Here is a 17,652-nt window from a genome sequence, read left to right as displayed (position 1 = left end):
ATCACAATGTTAGAACAAGCCTATCTAAATTTAGAAAAGTACGTTTTGGAAAATGGTAACTACAAAGATGATCGAACAGGAACAGGTACCTATAGTATTTTTGGTTATCAAATGCGTTTTAATTTGGCAGAGGGATTCCCAATATTAACAACTAAACGCGTTCCTTTTGGCCTAATTAAAAGTGAACTTATGTGGTTTTTACATGGGGATACCAATATTCGTTATTTATTGGAACACCATAACCATATTTGGGACGAATGGGCGTTTAAAAAATGGATTGAAAGTAATCAATACACAGGTCCTGATATGACCGACTTTGGCCGTCGTTCTTTAAAAGATCAAAGCTTTGCCGATCAGTATCATGAACAAAAGAAGATTTTTGATGACAAAATCCTAAACGATGATACATTCGCTAAAGAGTTTGGTGATTTAGGTAATGTATACGGTAGCCAATGGCGTGCTTGGAAAACCTCCACTGGCGGAACAATCGATCAAATTAGTGAAGTGATTCACACAATTAAAACTAATCCTGATTCTCGGCGGATGATTGTTTCGGCGTGGAACCCTGAGGATATTCCATCAATGGCTTTGCCACCTTGTCACACAATGTTTCAATTTTATGTTGTTGATGGCAAACTTAGTTGTCAGCTGTATCAACGTAGTGGGGATATTTTCCTCGGAGTTCCATTTAATATTGCTAGTTATGCTTTATTAACTTGCCTAATTGCTAAAGAAACTGGTTTAGAACCTGGTGAGTTTATTCATACACTTGGTGATGCCCATATCTATGCTAACCATGTTGAACAAGTCAAAACTCAACTGTCACGATCACCAAGACCTGCGCCAAAATTAATTATTGATAGTCAGGCCAAAAGCATTTTCGATTACGATGTAAAAGATATTCATCTGGAAGGGTACAACCCTTATCCAGCAATTAAGGCCCCAGTGGCCGTTTAAACATGGAGTTGATAAACAATGCTAGCTTTTATTTGGGCTGAATCCAAAAACGGTGTCATCGGTTCTCATAATCAACTACCTTGGCACATTCCAGACGATACAAGTTATTTTAAACAACTTACAACTAATCATCCGGTTGTGATGGGACGAAAAACTTTTGAGTCTTTCGGTGCAAAACCTTTGCCTAATCGACTAAACATTGTTTTAACCCGCCAAACCAGTTTAAAAGAGACGGATAATCTCAAAGTGTATCATTCTGTAGAAAAATTCTTGGCAGACTTTAGTTCTGACTCGCGATTAATATTTATCATTGGTGGTAAAGAGATTTACCGACAGCTTTATCCCTATGCAGAAAAATTATATCGAACTCGAATTGACGATTGCTTTGCAGGTGATACAAAAATGATTGCCATTGATTATTCCAAATGGCGTTTAGTTGAGACGCTAACTGGAAGTGGTCCTAAGAAAAAACCAATTCCACACCGTTTTGAAGTTTATGAACGAAAAAATACCGCAAGGGTATCCAACGACTAATGAAAATATGAGAGTACTCTGTTATAATCAATTGATAAATATATATCTGTGTAGAAAGTGTGATTTTTAATGGCAAAAGTGAAAATTGTGACCGATTCTTCTTGTGGAGTAACCGATCAGGAAGTTCAAGATTATAACATCACCATCGTACCTTTAACGGTCATGATTGACGATACAATTTATGTCGAACGTGAAACAATCTCAAATGAAGAGTTTTTAAATAAAATGCAACATTCAAAGGCGCTCCCCAAAACCAGCCAACCACCAATTGGTAAGTTTGTCGAAACCTTTGATAAACTTGGAGAAGATGGTAGCCAAGTTATTTGTTTTGATATGCTTGAGGCCATCAGTGGAACAGTTCACGAGGCAGAACAAGCTGCCCAGCTTTCCAAGACAGATGTTACTGTAGTAGACAGTCAGACAACTGATCGGGCTTTGGCTTTTCAAGTTATTGAGGCTGCCAAATTAGCCCAGGCTGGAAAATCTCGCGATGAGATTCTTAAAGCTGCCGTTAATATTCGTGATCATACAAAATTGTATATGGGTGTCATGACACTTGATAATTTAGTTAAGGGTGGCCGCATCAGCCACATGACCGGGATGATTAGTGGTTTTTTAAATATTAGAATTGTTCTACAGGTAACTCAAGGTGAACTTAAAGTGGTTGCCAAGGGTCGTGGCATGAAAACCATTAATAAATTTTTCGATGAAGTTTATAAAAAAATGGCTAAAACTTCAAATATTAAAGCAATTGGGATTTCTCATGTAGGTGCTCTCCAAACTGTTTTGCCAATTAAGGAAAAAATTCAAGAAATGTTTCCAGACATTAAAATCCTGGTACGCGAAACAGTTCCAATTATTGCGACACATGGTGGCCCCGGGGCATTTGCTTTAATGTACTATACTGGTGATTAAAAAGTTACCAAACTTAGCGGGACAATTGGTAGTGGTGATAAGCCTACCTTTTGCCCCGCGTTTATATCTAAAGAACCTTAGTTAGGAGTCTAAAAAAGAATTTAATGAAAAAAATTACTGATTGGGTGATTATGCTAATTGTGTTTGTTGTTATTATTGCTTTAGTTGTTCTCGGGTTAAATTACTATTTTCCGACCCATTCAACGCCTGACCAATCCTCAAAAACAACTCACATTGTTCATAAAGCCACAAAAACAAAAAAGAAACACATCCGTATTACTGCTCTTGGGGATTCTCTCACTCAAGGAGTCGGGGACAGTAAAAATGAAGGTGGTTATACAAAACGTCTTCAAAAGAAAATCAAAAGTAACTATAACGTCAAAACTAAGGTTGCCAATTATGGTGTTTCTGGCGAACGTAGTGATCAAATCTTAAAACGGGTCAAACAAGATTCAAAGTTACAAAAATCTATTAAGAATTCTGACGCGATCACCATAACAGTCGGTGGAAATGATCTTTTTCAAGCCCTTCAAAAATATTCAACTGCTTCTTCAGGTGAATTTACACTTTCATTAGAAAAACTAAACATCAAGTATGCTACACACGTTCAAGACTTGTTAAAACAGGTTCGCAAATATAATTCAAATGCTCCTATTTATGTCGTTGGAATCTACAATCCATTTTTCGTGTATTTTCCAAATATCACCCAAATCAACAAAGCTATCACTAACTTTGATGAGACAACTCAAGCGGCAGTTTCACAAACTAAATCAGCTTACTTCATTTCGGTTAATAAATTACTTTCGCGAGGCCAATACCAAAGTGCTAAATCACTTAGCGAGCTCAAACAAAGTTCTACTGCAAAATCGATTGATGATATGCAAATCAGTAAAGTTGAAAAGAATCTAGAAAATACTAAAGAAAAAAATATTTATATTTCTAGTAGTGATCATTTTCACCCCAATCCAACTGGTTACGATCAAATGACTCGTCTTTTATTGCGTAGTTTGCACACGCATGATCAATGGCTTTATGAGGAATGACAAATATGAAAAATAGAACAGAATTACCTAAGAAAAAAGGACTCAATTTATGGAAATGGGCTTTTATTGCTTTACTTGCCATCGTCATCGCTTTTGGCATCTTCTTTAGGATGCGGATTGCCAACACACCCGTTCCAGACACACAAAGTCAAATCACGACGACAAAGGCAAGCTCAGTTGATGTAAAGCTTAATAAAGAACAACTAAATGCCTTGATGGCAGCTTATTTAAAACCATACCAATCGAACAAGGACTTCTCTTACCAGCTAAAAGTTAACAAACAGGTCCTTTTAATTGGCAAAGTCAAAGTACTTGGAAGTAATGTAAATTATGCATTATCGTTCACACCCAAAGTACAATCATCTGGCAACATTGTTTTAACTGCAAAACATCTTGCCGTCGGGGCATTGAGCATTTCTCCAAAATTAGTTCTGGATTACATTAATTCCAATTACAACCTTCCCAAATGGATTTCCATCAAGGATAAGGTTATTACATTAAATTTACAGAACATAAAAACAGCTAATGGTGTTTATTTCAAGGCCAAAAAACTAGATATTAAAAACGATAAATTTATTTTTTTAATTAATATTCCAAAACAATCAAACTAGAGGGTTAATTATGAGTGTAAGTAAAACGTTTTATCAGTTTTTAATGACGCAACGCAATCCGGAAAGTTACGATCCAATCTCGGAATTTGCTAATAACGCCTTTTATGATCAGGCCTTTCCAAAACAGTCGACAAATTTTGACGAACTTTCCAAATATCTGGAACTAAACGGTAATTATTTGCCTTCAATGACTATTTTTGATGAAACCTGGCAGAAATATTTAGATTCAAACGCGCACTAAGGAGATTGAAAATGGATAAGAAGCAACCAAAAACAGTTAAACGGACAACCTTAATTTGGTCTATTATTATTGCTCTGTTAGTGGGTGGTGGACTTGCCTATGGTGTGGCATATGTACAAACACGAGCCGTTATTTCTCAGGCACAGTCGACAACGGCATCAATGCAAAAAATTCAAGCCGTTTACTCAACCATTGAGGACAATTACTACAAACCAGTTAGTGCACAAAAGGTAACTAACGGTGCAATCAAAGGAATGATTTCTTCCCTTAATGATCCTTTTTCTGAATATCTAGATAAAACAGATGCGACCAGCCTAAATAATCAGATTTCATCTAGTTTTTCGGGAATCGGAGCTGAGGTTCAAAAATCTGGACAATACATTAAAATTATTTCACCAATAAAGGGAACCCCGGCAAAAAAAGCAGGATTACAACCCGGAGATCTGATTATCGCCGTTAATGACAAATCGATTGCTGGGAAGTCCGTGACTGAAGCCGTTAGTTTAATGCGTGGAAAAATTGGTACCAAAGTAACATTGACACTCAAGCGAAATAATAAAGATTTCAAGCAAACTTTAACGCGTGAGAAGATACCTGTTAACACCGTGAATTCCCGCGTAATTAACAAAAAAATTGGTTATATCCAAATTACATCAGTTTCAGAACGAACGGCATCAGAGTTAAAAACGGCCTTAAAAAACTTAGATAAAAAGGGCGTCAAATCATATGTTTTAGATGTCCGTGATAACCCAGGTGGTTTAATGGATCAAGCATTAAAAATGTCTTCAATGTTCCTTAAGAACGGAAAAGTTATCATGCGTGTCCAAGCTAAAACTGGACAACAACAAGTTTACAAAGCTGGCAAAAAATATGATGGTGGCTATAAAGTTACTAAACCAGTGGCTGTATTAATGAATGGTGGGAGCGCAAGTGCTGCTGAAATCTTTGCCGGTGCATTACATCAATCTGCAAATGCGCCACTAATTGGTACTCAATCTTATGGTAAAGGTACTGTCCAAACGGTTAGTGATTTTAAGGATAAAAGCGAAATGAAAATAACAATTGCTAAATGGCTAACTCCAAATGGTAGTTGGATTAATAAGAAGGGACTTACACCCACTTATAAAGCCGACTATCCAAAATATGCTTACTTACAATTAATAAATACTGATAAAACCTACAAAATTGAGGACGTTTCAACTCAAGTCAAAACTTTACAGAAGGAATTAAAGGCCTTAGGCTATTTCGAAGGTAAAACAAATGGCTACTTTGGTAAAACAACTCAAACGGCGGTTGAAGCTTACCAACAAAAAAACAAGCTCACCGTTACTGGTACAGCTGATTCAAAAACTATTTTGAACATTGAAACTAAAATTCAATCACAAATTGCTAAGAATGATAATGCTTTGAAAAAGGCAGAAAATGTTTTGAATAAGAAATAAAAAAGTTCATTTATGATACACATAGAAATATCGGATACAGATAAAAAGCCTTCTGCCTATGAGGGCTTTTTATATTGAAATCAGACTTAATCATAAAATAAGTTTAGTACCATTTGTAAATAAATTTTAAAAACTTTTTCTTAGAATTAAAGTGTCCATAACTGGATCAAAAATTATCCGTTAATCTCAACTAAAATAAGCATCTAATCCGCGAAAGACCAGTGCTATTGCTTCCACTTTGTGCAAATGTGAACTATACTTAGGTCGGTTAATGTAATCGCTTTCAAAAAAACGATTTGTTTGTTGATGAGAAAAAAAATTCAAGTGATTGATTATTACAAGGAGGTAATATCATGAGTAGTCGCGATACAGCAAATGTTTTATGGTTTAAGGAATTGCACCGTGAAGATGTCAACTTAGTAGGTGGAAAATCTTCGTCTTTAGGAGAAATGACTTCTGAGATGGATGTGCCAGTACCCTATGGTTTTGCAACGACCGCACGCGCATATCGATACTTTATGCACCAAACGGGCCTAAACGATAAAGTCAACACCTTGCTTGAGAGTATCAAGGACTATGAGGATTCAGATGAATTGCATTCAATTTGTGAACAAATTCGTAATCTGATCGTTTCAGCTACCATGCCAAACGATTTAGCACAGGATATCAAAACGGCTTACGCTGAATTGGCCAAACAAATGGACCAAGATGATCCCTTTGTTGCTGTTCGCTCTTCTGCAACTGCTGAGGATTTGCCAAACGCCTCATTTGCTGGCCAACAAGAATCGTACTTGAATATTAAAGGTGCCGCAGATGTTGTTAATCGGGTTCAACAATGTTATTCTTCACTTTTTACAGATCGGGCAACATATTACCGACATAAGCAACATTTTCCACATGAAAAAGTAGCTCTTTCGGCAGCCGTTCAGATGATGATTTCTTCAAAAGCATCAGGCATCATGTTTTCTGTTAACGTTGCAAACGGGGACGCATCTAAGATCGTAATTGATGCCATATTTGGGTTAGGCGAGTACATTGTTTTGGGTAAGGTAACTCCGGACCACTTTGTAATCGACAAACAATCAATGAAGATCGTCGAAAAAAATATTATTAAACAGTCCGTAGAATTGGTCCGGGTTCCTAATGGTGGAACCAAAGAACAAGCAGTCCCTGCGAAGTTACAAGAGCAACCTGCACTGACTGATAGCCAGGTAATTGAATTGGCTGGTTATGCTAAAGAAATTGAACGCCATTACGGTGGGTACATGGACATGGAATACGCTTTGGACGCAAATACAAATCGGCTATGGATTGTCCAAGCACGACCGGAAACAGTGTGGTCACAACGTAAAAAAGAAAAGAATAATGCCACAGGTGATGCCGTCGCCGATAAGAATGTGGTTGACGAGGCGGATGCAAAGATTATCGTTCGTGGCTTGCCAGCTAGTCCTGGTTTAGCAAGTGGCGTGGTTCATGTTATCGATGACCCGTCAGATATTGACAAATTCAAACAAGGGGAAGTTTTAGTAACGCTCATGACCTCGCCAGATTGGGTTCCTGCTATGAAAAAGGCAGCAGCAATTATCACTAATAACGGCGGGATGACTTGCCACGCGGCGATTGTTTCTCGCGAAATGCAGATTCCTTGTATTGTTGGAACTGAGAGTAAGAATATGGCTGCCACGGATGCACTTAAAACTGGTGATGTCGTAACCGTTGACGCTAAAAACGGGGTCGTTTATCAGGGCAAAGTGGCAGGCCTGCTCAAAAAGACCAATCAGACAACTTCTGCGGCCGGCCAAGTTGTGGCAGCTGAAACCTTTGCACCAACAGCAACTGGTGTCATGATGAATCTCGGTGATCCTGAATTAGCCGATAAGTATGCCTCACTACCAGCAGACGGGATTGGCCTAATGCGTGAGGAATTTCTTTGGACATCATATATTCATGAACACCCCCTCTATTTAATTGACCAAGGCCATCCAGAAAAAGTGGTTAACATGCTTGCAGATGGGATTGCCAAGGTTGTACGAGCAATGGCACCCCGGCCAGTTGTCCTACGACTTTCGGACTTTAAGTCGAGTGAGTATCGAAAGCTAAAGGGTGGCGAAAAGTATGAACCACACGAATCCGCAGATTTACTCGGTTGGCGAGGGGCTTCTCGCTACTATGATCCTAAGTATATTGGCGCTTTCAAGCTAGAACTAGCGGCGGTTAAAAAAGTACGAAATGAATTTGGTTTGAAGAATTTGAATGTGATGATTCCGTTTGTACGAACAGTCGAGGAAGCGCAAAAAGTAACGGACATTATGCGTAATGAGGGCTTGACCCGTAATGCAGATTTTAAAATTTATATGATGGCAGAAATTCCGTCAAACATCATTCTGGCCGATCAGTTTAATCAATTCATTGATGGTTATTCAATTGGATCAAATGACTTAACAATGCTGCTTTTAGGATGTGATCGCAACAATGATAAGGTAGCTAATCTCTTTGATGAACGCAACCTTGCCGTTAAACGCGCAATTCGGCACCTAATTGTCACCGCTCACAAAGATGGTAAGACGGTGTCAATCTGTGGTCAGACACCTTCCGAGTATCCAGAATTTACAAACTTCTTGATTCAAAGCGGTATTGATTACGTTTCGGTTAATCCTGATATGGTTAAGGAAACAAAACGTAACGTAGCTCACTTTGAACAGCGAATTATGCTTGATAAGGCAACTGGGCGTGGACTACACGACCAAACGGATTATGATTGGTAAAATCATAGTTTGTGCCTTGAATAACTGGTCAAAACAAACTTACTGAAGGTTGTTAATTTAGATTGCTACAAATATGGAATAAACACCGTTGAGAATCAATTGTTGCTAATTGATTCTCTTTTTTTGGATTTTTTTGAAAACGACGTCTCCTTATTAATAATTGACACATATAAAATACAACTATAAAATGAAGGATTGTTAACTATAAAACCTGATAGTAAAGATTTAAAGCTTTCATCTAACCAGTTTTCAGTGCCACAAGTATCGCACAAATTGGTGATACGATTAATAATATTTATTGAACCACTAAATAGGTAGCGGCTGAAAATACGTTATATAATAATTTGGGATCTTGAAAAATAGTTAGATAAAAACCATACTTGGTTTAACTGTGGAACTAGGGGGGCAAACCTGATGACAACACTAAGGCTAGTAGTTACTTTAATCGACAGAGCCCATAAAAACATTGGTTTTATAAAAGGACAACGTGTTTTAGACGATGTATGTGATCATGCACGCGACAAACTGAAATTACGATCAATTCAGTCGATCCTGGTAGCACAACGACTGATTTTGGTAATCTACCGAGCATTGGCATCAAGCCGCAGGGATGCAAGATATGACTATCGGTGCCGCACAGAACATTAAACTGGCCTACTAATCCACATACAAAAAGCGCTGGTACTTTAGTAAGTATTACGTGCAATTGTCAAAAAAGGATTTCAAGAAAGGTCAATAATTATGAGCAAAGTTCTAGTTATTACAGCACATCCAAAAACCAAACAATTTTCCAACAGTTTAACTTTAGCTAAACATTTCTTAACCGCATACCGGCAGGCAAATCCAGCCGATACGATCATTCAAAAAGATCTATCTTCACAAGTTGGGTTTCCATTTAACGAAGTTGCCCTATCAATTTATCAAAAATCACGTTCAAAACAACCATTAACTGCCGAGGAAAAAACTTTTGCTACTGGTCGTCAAGCTTGGCTCGATGAATTCGTTACCAGTGACAAGTATGTCTTTGTTAATCCTATGTTTAACTACTTTATACCAGCAGAAATGAAGTCCTATATAGATGTTCTCATGCAAGTACCGATCACTTTCCATTATTTATCAGATGGAACACCTGAGGGACTATTACATGGCAAGAAGGCCTTGCATCTACAATCAGCAGGTGGTTTTTATGCCAATGAACCGGGCCACCCTGATCTGCGTCAAATGAACATGGGTAATGCATACCTGAAAATGAATCTTGCTATCATGGGTGTGACTGATTATCAATCTTTGTTTGTGGAAGGTATGGATAACGAACCAGAAAATACGCCTAAGCTTCAACAAGCTGCATTTGCTAAAGCTGATCAATTAGGATCAACGTTTTAAATTAAAAATGTGATCGTTTTGGATAGTTATTAAAACCAGATTTCCAATTTATATATTCAAAAGCGCCTAAGGTTAGCGAATAGTTGCTACTTTAGGTGCTCTTTTATACTCATAGACTTAAGTCGTACTCATCTATAAATTGGTGTTTCCCGGCCGCTACGTTTTTTAGGTTCTTTATTACATTATTCAAGCTTTTTCGATATTTGTTCTTCATTTAAAAGCGATAATGCCTGAAAAATAGGTGGAAAAGTTTAGAAAGTAAATTTTTTGATTCAAGTGCAGGAAACATTCGAATGATGCTGCCGATTAGGCAATGACAAGTACCATTCGCGACACATAGCATCAAAGTGGTATCATTAAGAAAATTCATAAAACAAGGGATTTTAAGCCTTTGCTATGAGAGGAGTTACACAATATGGCAACCATACAATGGTATCCAGGTCACATGGCCAAAGCAATTCGTGAAATTCAAGAAAAGCTACATTTAGTAGATATTGTGTTTGAACTGGTCGATGCACGCATCCCCGAATCTTCTAGGAACCCCATGATTAAAGATGTTATTCAGCAAAAACCACATCTATTAATTTTAACTAAAAGTGATTTGGCCGATCCCATTGTCACTAAACAATGGCTGGAATTTTATCAAAGTCAGGGTCAGCCCGCGATTGCTGTAGATTCACGGGCAAGAACAATCGAACGAGATGTGCAAAAACAATCTTCAGAAATTCTTGCTACTCGTTTAAAAAATCAAACCGATCGCGGCTTACAGCATCAAACCATTCGAGCAGTTTGTGTGGGAATTCCCAACGTTGGAAAATCAACGCTGTTAAACCACCTAGTTAATAAAAAAATTGCTAAAACGGCCGACCGCCCAGGGGTTACAAAAAATCAGCAGTGGTTGAAATCTAAAAATGGCTTGGCACTGCTAGATACGCCTGGAATTTTATGGCCCAAATTTGAGGATCAAATGGTAGGGCAGCGATTGGCGTTTACTGGTGCGATTAAAGAAAGCTTATTTGCAAGTGATGATGTCGCCTTAATGGGGCTCGAAATCTTCAAGAAATCATACTGGCCAATGTTAAGGGATCGATATAAACTCAGCGATGCCGATCTCAAAATTTCTACCGCTGACCTACTGTTAAAAATCACAAAGTTCTTAGGAATGGGTGATGATTATGATCGCGCAAGTAATCGAATTATGTTAGACGCGCGAAAAGGCAAACTGGGGCGCTTCACATTAGATCAAGTAGAGGAATTCAATGATGGGAAAAAGGGCAACAATTAAAGAAATTCAGTTACAATTGGCCAACGTCACTGAAACAACAGATCCCATTTTCAAACAATATCAGGCAGACCCTCGCTCAGGTGTTCAGCATCTGTTGAGTCAAAATAAAAAAAGGTTATTAAATCATCAAATCTTAGTTGATCAGTTTCAACACCGACTAACCTTGGAAAGAGCAGCCTGGCAAAAGGGATTCAATTTAGTGGCCGGAATTGATGAGGTTGGCAGAGGTTGTTTAGCAGGTCCAGTGGTAACTGCAGCCGTTATTTTGCCTCATAATTTTAATTTAATTGAGGTCAATGATTCAAAACAATTATCAAAACAAACACGGGAAAAGTTGTATCCTTTAATCCTTGAACAAGCAATTTCTGTTTCCATCGGAATGGCTGGTCCGACAACAATCGACCAACTCAATATTTTACAAGCAACCCGACAAGCTATGAAGTATGCGGTTCTTCATTTAGTAGTCCATCCTCAACAATTGTTAGTTGATGCGGTTGACATTCCGGTAAATATTCCGAAACAACGCATGTTTAAGGGTGATTCCAAAAGTGCTAGTATTGCAGCAGCTAGTATTGTAGCAAAAGTATATCGTGACCATTTAATGACCTTATACGACCAACTTTATCCAGGCTATGATTTTAGCCAGAATGTCGGTTATGGAACTGCTAAACACTTACAAGGATTAAAAACTCTAGGCGTTACACCCATTCATCGATTATCTTTTGCACCAGTTAATCGGTACGTATAAATTTAATTTATTTGCGTATCTTCCTTTGAGGTGAAAAATATGCAAATAAAAGAATTTCTATTAAAATTACACTTGTGTAAGGGGATTGGTTGTCATGGAGAAACCAAATTCTGGAAATGGTGGCAACACAATTATCCTAAGGAACAAACCTGTGTCTTAAAACCAGATCAATTGATCAAATTTGTGAGTACTCAAAATCGAAAGCAGTTTCTAGCAGATTTCAGTTCGGAAAAGCTGCGAATAAATGTCACTCGGCATTGGCACCAAACAAAAATTCTTGCTATTTGTGACCCTGAGTATCCGATTCAATTAAAAGAAAGTTATTTGCCGCCAATTATTCTTTTTTACGAGGGAGAATTGGCGTTTTTACGTTTACCCTTATTAGGTATGGTCGGAGCACGACTGGCAAATCAATACGGCGAATCAAGTCTAACCGCTTTAATGCCGACCGTCGTTACTCAAAACATCGCCGTTATTAGTGGACTAGCCGCTGGTATTGATACAATGGCGCACAAATCAACGTTACGTCGCGGAGGGTATACAATTGGTGTAATCGGCACTGGTTTAAATCGCTATTATCCCAAACAAAATGAAGCATTGCAGAAATATATGGCCATTCATCAATTGATTTTAAGTGAATATCCTTTAGATGCTGGACCTCAACGCTATCATTTTGTTGAACGAAATCGAATCATTGCTGGTCTTTGCGAAACCCTCTGTGTGGTTCAGGCCAAACAACATAGTGGTAGCTTGATTACGGCAAATTTAGCCCTCCAGAATAATCGGAATGTCATTGCAATTCCCGGGAGAATTGACGATATTCTTTCCGTTGGCTGTAATGAATTAATTGCAGCCGGTGCAAAACCGGTCCTCAATTCCCAACATATAATAGAAGAATTTAGATTTGACAGAATCCATAATATGAAATACGATTACTAGGAATTAAGAGCGCTTAAGGATTTAAAACAAGTTCAAGATTAAAGGAGTTTGGTCATGGCAACAAAATCCAAAGCAACAAAGTCTAAAAAAACAAGGTCCAAGGCAACAAAAACTAAAAAGAAACTCGTCATTGTTGAATCACCTTCTAAAGCAAAGACGATCGAAAAATATTTAGGTCGAACTTATAAAGTCGTCGCAAGTCTTGGCCATATTCGTGATTTACCTAAAAGTAAAATGGGAGTCGATGTTGATAACAATTTCGAACCTCATTATATTTCCATTCGAGGTAAGGGCGATGTCATTAAGAATTTACGTTCAGAAGCTAAGAAAGCCAAAAAGATTTATTTAGCATCTGATCCTGATCGTGAGGGAGAAGCCATTGCTTGGCATCTTGCTTACTTATTAGGGTTAGACACAAACGATAAAAATCGAGTTGTCTTTAATGAAATTACTAAAGATGCCGTTAAAAATGCTTTTAAGGAACCACGCACTATTGATATGAATCTCGTTGATGCCCAACAGGCACGACGAATTCTGGATCGGTTAGTTGGCTATTCAATCAGCCCCTTGCTTTGGAAAAAAGTTAAAAAGGGCTTGAGTGCTGGTCGAGTTCAATCTATTGCTTTGAATTTAATTATTAATCGAGAAAATGAAATTAAAAGTTTTAAACCAGAAGAATATTGGACGATTGATAGTGAATTTCAAAAGGGTTCCAAAAAATTTCAGGCTATATTTTATGGGGAAAACAATAAAAAACTAGCTTTACCAGATAATGATGCTGTTCAAAATGTTCTAAAGAAAATTGATAAGAAAAAAACATTTAACATCACAAAAGTTGCTAAGAAAGAACGCAGACGTTTCCCAGCACCGCCATTTACCACATCTTCCATGCAACAAGAAGCAAACCGTCGTCTAAACTTTAGAACCCGTAAAACCATGATGGCAGCTCAGCAATTGTATGAAGGTATTCATATCGGAAAAGAAGGCACTGTTGGTTTAATTACCTATATGCGAACTGATTCTACCCGAATTTCTTCAATTGCTAAACATGAAGCTTCTGTATTGATTCATGAAAAATACGGTGCAGATTATGCTGCAACTAAACCACGTAAGGGAAAAATGCCAGAAGGCGCACAGGACGCTCATGAAGCCATTCGCCCTTCTTCAGTTACTCGTACACCGGAGAGCTTGAAAACATACCTCAATAAGGACCAATTTCGTTTGTATAGCTTAATCTGGTCTCGTTTCGTTGCTAGTCAGATGACTCCTGAAGTAATGGATACGATGTCAGTTGCTTTAGAACAAAATCATGTTAACTTTAGGGCTAACGGTTCAAAAACTAAATTTGCTGGTTTTACAACTATTTACAAGAATGCAACAGATAAAGATAATATTTTACCTGACCTTGCGGAAGGTGACACAGTTAAGCTGGCTAAAACTGATCCTGCTCAACATTTCACGCAGCCACCAGCACGTTACAGTGAAGCAAACTTAATCAAAGCTCTTGAAGAAAATGGGGTTGGACGTCCGTCAACGTATGCGCCAACACTGGATACTATTCAAAGACGCTATTATGTAAAATTAGTTTCTCGTCGATTTGAACCCACGGAGCTTGGCGAAATCGTTAATAAAATTATTGTTGAATTTTTCCCAGACATTGTAAACATTTCCTTTACTGCAGATTTAGAAAGCGAATTAGATGGTATCGAAGAGGGTAAAGAAAACTGGGTAGAAGTTGTTGATAAATTTTACAAACCATTCTCCAAAGAAGTTGCACATGCCGAAGAAAATATGGAGTCCGTTCAAATTAAAGACGAACCGGCTGGATTCGACTGTGATATCTGTGGATCACCAATGGTTGTAAAAATGGGACGCTATGGTAAATTCTTTGCTTGTTCCCGATTTCCTGATTGTCGAAACACAAAGGCAATTGTCAAAGAAATCGGCGTGGTATGCCCTAAATGTCATGAGGGCCAAATTATTGAACGTAAATCAAAACGGGGACGGATTTTTTATGGATGCTCTCGTTATCCCGATTGTGATTTTGTTTCATGGGATAAGCCTATTGGTCGTGATTGTCCAAAAGATGGCCACTTTCTTGTTGAAAAGAAAGTTAAGGGTGGCAAACAAGTCTTGTGTCCTAATGGTGACTATGAAGAAGCTATTCAAAAATAAAATAAATACAAACTTAAGTGTTTACTAGGGTTTGTTGTTGAGTTTTCCTCCGTATTTTGCTAAAGTGGCAGTGTACGGAGGTTTTGTTATGAAACAGGATTATATTCAATTATTTCTTGAATATTTGAAAGCTGAACGCCAATATTCAGTCGATACAATTAAGGCTTATCAGAGCGATTTGGAAGAGTTCTGTACATTTTTAAAACAAAATGGTGGTATGAAACCATTTAAAGATATTGACCATTTAGATGTCAATGTTTTTATGACAGATCTTTTTGATAAAAAATATAGCCGAACAACGATTTCTCGTAAGTTATCGACCATGCGTTCCTTCTACAACTTCTTAGCAAAAAATGATCTTGTGGAACGTAATCCTTTTTCGGAAATTAAACTAAAAAAACACCCCAATCGTTTACCTCGTTTTTTTTATCAAAAAGAAATGACTGCTCTGTTCGAAGCGGCTCAATCAAATTCACCGCTTGCTTTACGAAATAGCGCGCTACTAGAGGTATTATACGGTACAGGTATTCGAGTAGGCGAATGTGCAAATCTTCGTTGGCAAAATATTGATTTTTCGTTAAAAATGATGTTGATTCGTGGAAAAGGTGATAAAGAGCGATATGTTCCATTTGGTCAATATTGTTTTGATGCGTTAATTAAATATCGGGACCAATGTCGCCACAATATTATGACAAAATATAAAAAGCAACATGATTTTGTATTTATCAATCATTATGGTGATCCAATTACTTCAACTGGGATTGAATATATTTTAAACCAGATCATTAAACAAAGTAGCCTTACAAGTAAGATTCACCCCCATATGCTGCGACATACGTTTGCTACTCAGTTATTAAACAATGGTGCTGATCTAAGAACTGTCCAGGAGTTACTCGGCCATAGTAGTTTATCGACCACTCAAATTTACACACATGTTACTCAGGAAAATTTACAAAGCAACTATCGTAAGTTTTTCCCCAGAGCAACACATGAATAATAGAAAAAGAGAATTAAATTATTGGTTACAGGCGTTATTGTTGTTCTAAATAAAGCTACAAAATAAAAGACACTAAGAGATTTTCTACGGGTGAAGTTGAACAGCTTTAATTAAAATTGTTGATGTTACTATGTATCTTCACAAATCATCACGTTATTTCTGAATTATTTTAGGAGGAATTTAAATGGCCGAAATTGATAAAACACCGAAACAAATTGTTAGTGAATTAAATGAATATGTGATTGGCCAAACGGCTGCAAAAAAGGCAATTGCCGTTGCTCTTCGCAATCGTTACCGTCGACTACAGCTTTCTGAATCAATGCAGACTGAAATTACACCTAAAAACATGTTAATGATCGGTCCAACTGGCGTAGGAAAAACTGAAATTGCTCGCCGTTTAGCAAAAATTGTTGACGCACCTTTTGTAAAAGTAGAAGCATCTACATTCACTGAGGTTGGTCATGCAGGTCGCGATGTAGAATCCATGATTCGTGATTTGGTAGACAGCTCCGTTCGTATGGAAGAAAAGAGTCAATTTAAAGATATTCGTTCCGATGCTGAACAACGTGCTGACAAACGGTTAGCAAGCTTATTGGTCCCAGCAACTCAAAAAGATGGTTCACAAAAACAATCTGGAGTTGATTTTCAAAACATAATGAGCATGGTTGAAAAAATGCAGCGTGGTGAAAATCCAGAAGTTCCAACACCTGGAACAGAAGAAATATCTGATGATGTCCGGAATAAACGAAAATCAGTGGAAGATCAGTTACGACGTGGTTTACTGGATGGCAGAGAAATCACAATTACTATGGATGACCCTCAACAAGATTTAGGCATAAATAACATGATGGGTCAAATGGGCGTTGATTTTGGCACATCCCTAGGTCAAATGTTACCTAAAAAGCGTATTCAGCGGACTGTTGACGTTGCCGAAGCACGTGAAATATTCATCCGCGAAGAATCCGAAAAATTAGTCAATCATGGCGATCTTTATCACGCAGCTATTGAACGTGCTGAAAATACAGGAATTGTGTTCATTGATGAAATTGACAAAATTGTTGCCACATCGCAACAAAATGCTGAAGAGGTTTCCCGTGAGGGAGTTCAACGTGATATTTTACCAATCGTTGAGGGCTCTCAGATTAATACAAAATACGGTCCAATTAATACAGACCACATTTTGTTCATTGCTTCTGGTGCTTTTCAAGATTCTAAACCAAGTGATTTAATTGCTGAATTACAAGGTCGTTTTCCAATTCGAGTCAAATTAAACGATTTAACAAAAGAAGACTTTGTTAAAATCTTAACTGAACCTAAAAATGCCTTAGTTAAACAATATATTGCCTTAGTTGGCACAGAAAATATTAAGTTGACCTTTACAATCGAAGCTATCAATAAAATTGCTGAAATTGCAACTGAACTTAACCATACAACTGAAAATATTGGAGCTCGCCGTTTACACACTATTCTTGAAAAACTTCTGGAGGATATTCTCTATGAAGGTGCCGATATGGAAATGGGCGACATTACAATTACAGAGCATTATGTAGAAGAAAAAATTGGTAATATTGCTAATGATAAGGAACTTAGCCAATATATCTTATAAAACGAATGGGG

The 17,652-nt window shown here is 37.6% G+C and carries 15 protein-coding genes; all 15 read left to right on the top strand.

What is annotated here, in order from left to right; all coding sequences use genetic code 11:
* Positions 1 to 6 precede the first annotated feature (6 nt).
* Entirely contained in the window at positions 7 to 957 is a 951-nt protein-coding gene (locus ADU73_RS09505) for a thymidylate synthase (protein WP_046871113.1), read from the top strand.
* A gap of 18 nt (positions 958 to 975) precedes the next feature.
* Complete coding sequence (locus tag ADU73_RS09500) at positions 976 to 1,491, top strand: dihydrofolate reductase (RefSeq protein WP_046871114.1); 516 nt, start codon at positions 976 to 978, stop codon at positions 1,489 to 1,491.
* A gap of 69 nt (positions 1,492 to 1,560) precedes the next feature.
* Positions 1,561 to 2,406, top strand: coding sequence for a DegV family protein (locus ADU73_RS09495; protein ID WP_062913427.1), 846 nt, complete (start codon positions 1,561 to 1,563; stop codon positions 2,404 to 2,406).
* Positions 2,407 to 2,510: 104 nt separating this feature from the next.
* A complete protein-coding gene (locus tag ADU73_RS09490; protein ID WP_046871116.1) occupies positions 2,511 to 3,449 on the top strand; it encodes an SGNH/GDSL hydrolase family protein in 939 nt (312 codons plus the stop codon).
* 5 nt (positions 3,450 to 3,454) lie between these two features.
* Positions 3,455 to 4,060: a YpmS family protein gene (locus tag ADU73_RS09485; protein WP_046871117.1), complete on the top strand. Its 606-nt coding sequence runs from the start codon at positions 3,455 to 3,457 to the stop codon at positions 4,058 to 4,060.
* Positions 4,061 to 4,070: 10 nt separating this feature from the next.
* The gene (locus ADU73_RS09480) at positions 4,071 to 4,301 is read left to right on the top strand and encodes a YozE family protein (protein ID WP_046871118.1); all 231 of its coding nucleotides are present in this window, start codon (positions 4,071 to 4,073) and stop codon (positions 4,299 to 4,301) included.
* A gap of 11 nt (positions 4,302 to 4,312) precedes the next feature.
* Positions 4,313 to 5,743: a S41 family peptidase gene (locus tag ADU73_RS09475; RefSeq protein WP_056986001.1), complete on the top strand. Its 1,431-nt coding sequence runs from the start codon at positions 4,313 to 4,315 to the stop codon at positions 5,741 to 5,743.
* Between the two features lie 353 nt (positions 5,744 to 6,096).
* On the top strand, positions 6,097 to 8,508 hold the full coding sequence (gene ppsA / locus ADU73_RS09470; RefSeq protein WP_046871120.1) for a phosphoenolpyruvate synthase: 2,412 nt from the start codon (positions 6,097 to 6,099) through the stop codon (positions 8,506 to 8,508).
* Between the two features lie 741 nt (positions 8,509 to 9,249).
* Positions 9,250 to 9,891, top strand: coding sequence for an FMN-dependent NADH-azoreductase (locus ADU73_RS09460; RefSeq protein WP_056986002.1), 642 nt, complete (start codon positions 9,250 to 9,252; stop codon positions 9,889 to 9,891).
* Positions 9,892 to 10,306: 415 nt separating this feature from the next.
* On the top strand, positions 10,307 to 11,176 hold the full coding sequence (gene ylqF / locus ADU73_RS09455) for a ribosome biogenesis GTPase YlqF (RefSeq protein WP_046871123.1): 870 nt from the start codon (positions 10,307 to 10,309) through the stop codon (positions 11,174 to 11,176).
* Entirely contained in the window at positions 11,154 to 11,924 is a 771-nt protein-coding gene (locus ADU73_RS09450; protein WP_046871124.1) for a ribonuclease HII, read from the top strand. The genes ylqF and ADU73_RS09450 overlap by 23 nt, the downstream gene beginning before the upstream one ends.
* A gap of 39 nt (positions 11,925 to 11,963) precedes the next feature.
* Positions 11,964 to 12,863, top strand: coding sequence for a DNA-processing protein DprA (gene dprA, locus ADU73_RS09445; protein WP_062904241.1), 900 nt, complete (start codon positions 11,964 to 11,966; stop codon positions 12,861 to 12,863).
* Positions 12,864 to 12,917: 54 nt separating this feature from the next.
* Positions 12,918 to 15,038 carry a type I DNA topoisomerase gene (gene topA / locus ADU73_RS09440; RefSeq protein ID WP_046871126.1) on the top strand — a complete coding sequence of 707 codons (2,121 nt, stop codon included), beginning with the start codon at positions 12,918 to 12,920 and terminating at the stop codon, positions 15,036 to 15,038.
* A gap of 88 nt (positions 15,039 to 15,126) precedes the next feature.
* The gene (xerC, locus tag ADU73_RS09435; protein WP_046871127.1) at positions 15,127 to 16,035 is read left to right on the top strand and encodes a tyrosine recombinase XerC; all 909 of its coding nucleotides are present in this window, start codon (positions 15,127 to 15,129) and stop codon (positions 16,033 to 16,035) included.
* Positions 16,036 to 16,219: 184 nt separating this feature from the next.
* A complete protein-coding gene (gene hslU / locus ADU73_RS09430; protein ID WP_046871128.1) occupies positions 16,220 to 17,641 on the top strand; it encodes an ATP-dependent protease ATPase subunit HslU in 1,422 nt (473 codons plus the stop codon).
* Positions 17,642 to 17,652: the final 11 nt, after the last annotated feature.

The sequence above is a fragment of the Pediococcus damnosus genome (assembly GCF_001611155.1).
GTDB classification, from domain to species: Bacteria; Bacillota; Bacilli; order Lactobacillales; family Lactobacillaceae; genus Pediococcus; species Pediococcus damnosus.
This window is presented reverse-complemented; position numbering and strand designations above follow the sequence as displayed.

Bases quoted from the DNA above. Each gene is read 5' to 3' on its own strand.
- ADU73_RS09505 (WP_046871113.1), top strand. From the start codon at position 7: ATGTTAGAACAAGCCTATCTAAATTTAGAAAAGTACGTTTTGGAAAAT.
- ADU73_RS09500 (WP_046871114.1), top strand. From the start codon at position 976: ATGCTAGCTTTTATTTGGGCTGAATCCAAAAACGGTGTCATCGGTTCT.
- ADU73_RS09495 (WP_062913427.1), top strand. From the start codon at position 1,561: ATGGCAAAAGTGAAAATTGTGACCGATTCTTCTTGTGGAGTAACCGAT.
- ADU73_RS09490 (WP_046871116.1), top strand. From the start codon at position 2,511: ATGAAAAAAATTACTGATTGGGTGATTATGCTAATTGTGTTTGTTGTT.
- ADU73_RS09485 (WP_046871117.1), top strand. From the start codon at position 3,455: ATGAAAAATAGAACAGAATTACCTAAGAAAAAAGGACTCAATTTATGG.
- ADU73_RS09480 (WP_046871118.1), top strand. From the start codon at position 4,071: ATGAGTGTAAGTAAAACGTTTTATCAGTTTTTAATGACGCAACGCAAT.
- ADU73_RS09475 (WP_056986001.1), top strand. From the start codon at position 4,313: ATGGATAAGAAGCAACCAAAAACAGTTAAACGGACAACCTTAATTTGG.
- ppsA (WP_046871120.1), top strand. From the start codon at position 6,097: ATGAGTAGTCGCGATACAGCAAATGTTTTATGGTTTAAGGAATTGCAC.
- ADU73_RS09460 (WP_056986002.1), top strand. From the start codon at position 9,250: ATGAGCAAAGTTCTAGTTATTACAGCACATCCAAAAACCAAACAATTT.
- ylqF (WP_046871123.1), top strand. From the start codon at position 10,307: ATGGCAACCATACAATGGTATCCAGGTCACATGGCCAAAGCAATTCGT.
- ADU73_RS09450 (WP_046871124.1), top strand. From the start codon at position 11,154: ATGGGAAAAAGGGCAACAATTAAAGAAATTCAGTTACAATTGGCCAAC.
- dprA (WP_062904241.1), top strand. From the start codon at position 11,964: ATGCAAATAAAAGAATTTCTATTAAAATTACACTTGTGTAAGGGGATT.
- topA (WP_046871126.1), top strand. From the start codon at position 12,918: ATGGCAACAAAATCCAAAGCAACAAAGTCTAAAAAAACAAGGTCCAAG.
- xerC (WP_046871127.1), top strand. From the start codon at position 15,127: ATGAAACAGGATTATATTCAATTATTTCTTGAATATTTGAAAGCTGAA.
- hslU (WP_046871128.1), top strand. From the start codon at position 16,220: ATGGCCGAAATTGATAAAACACCGAAACAAATTGTTAGTGAATTAAAT.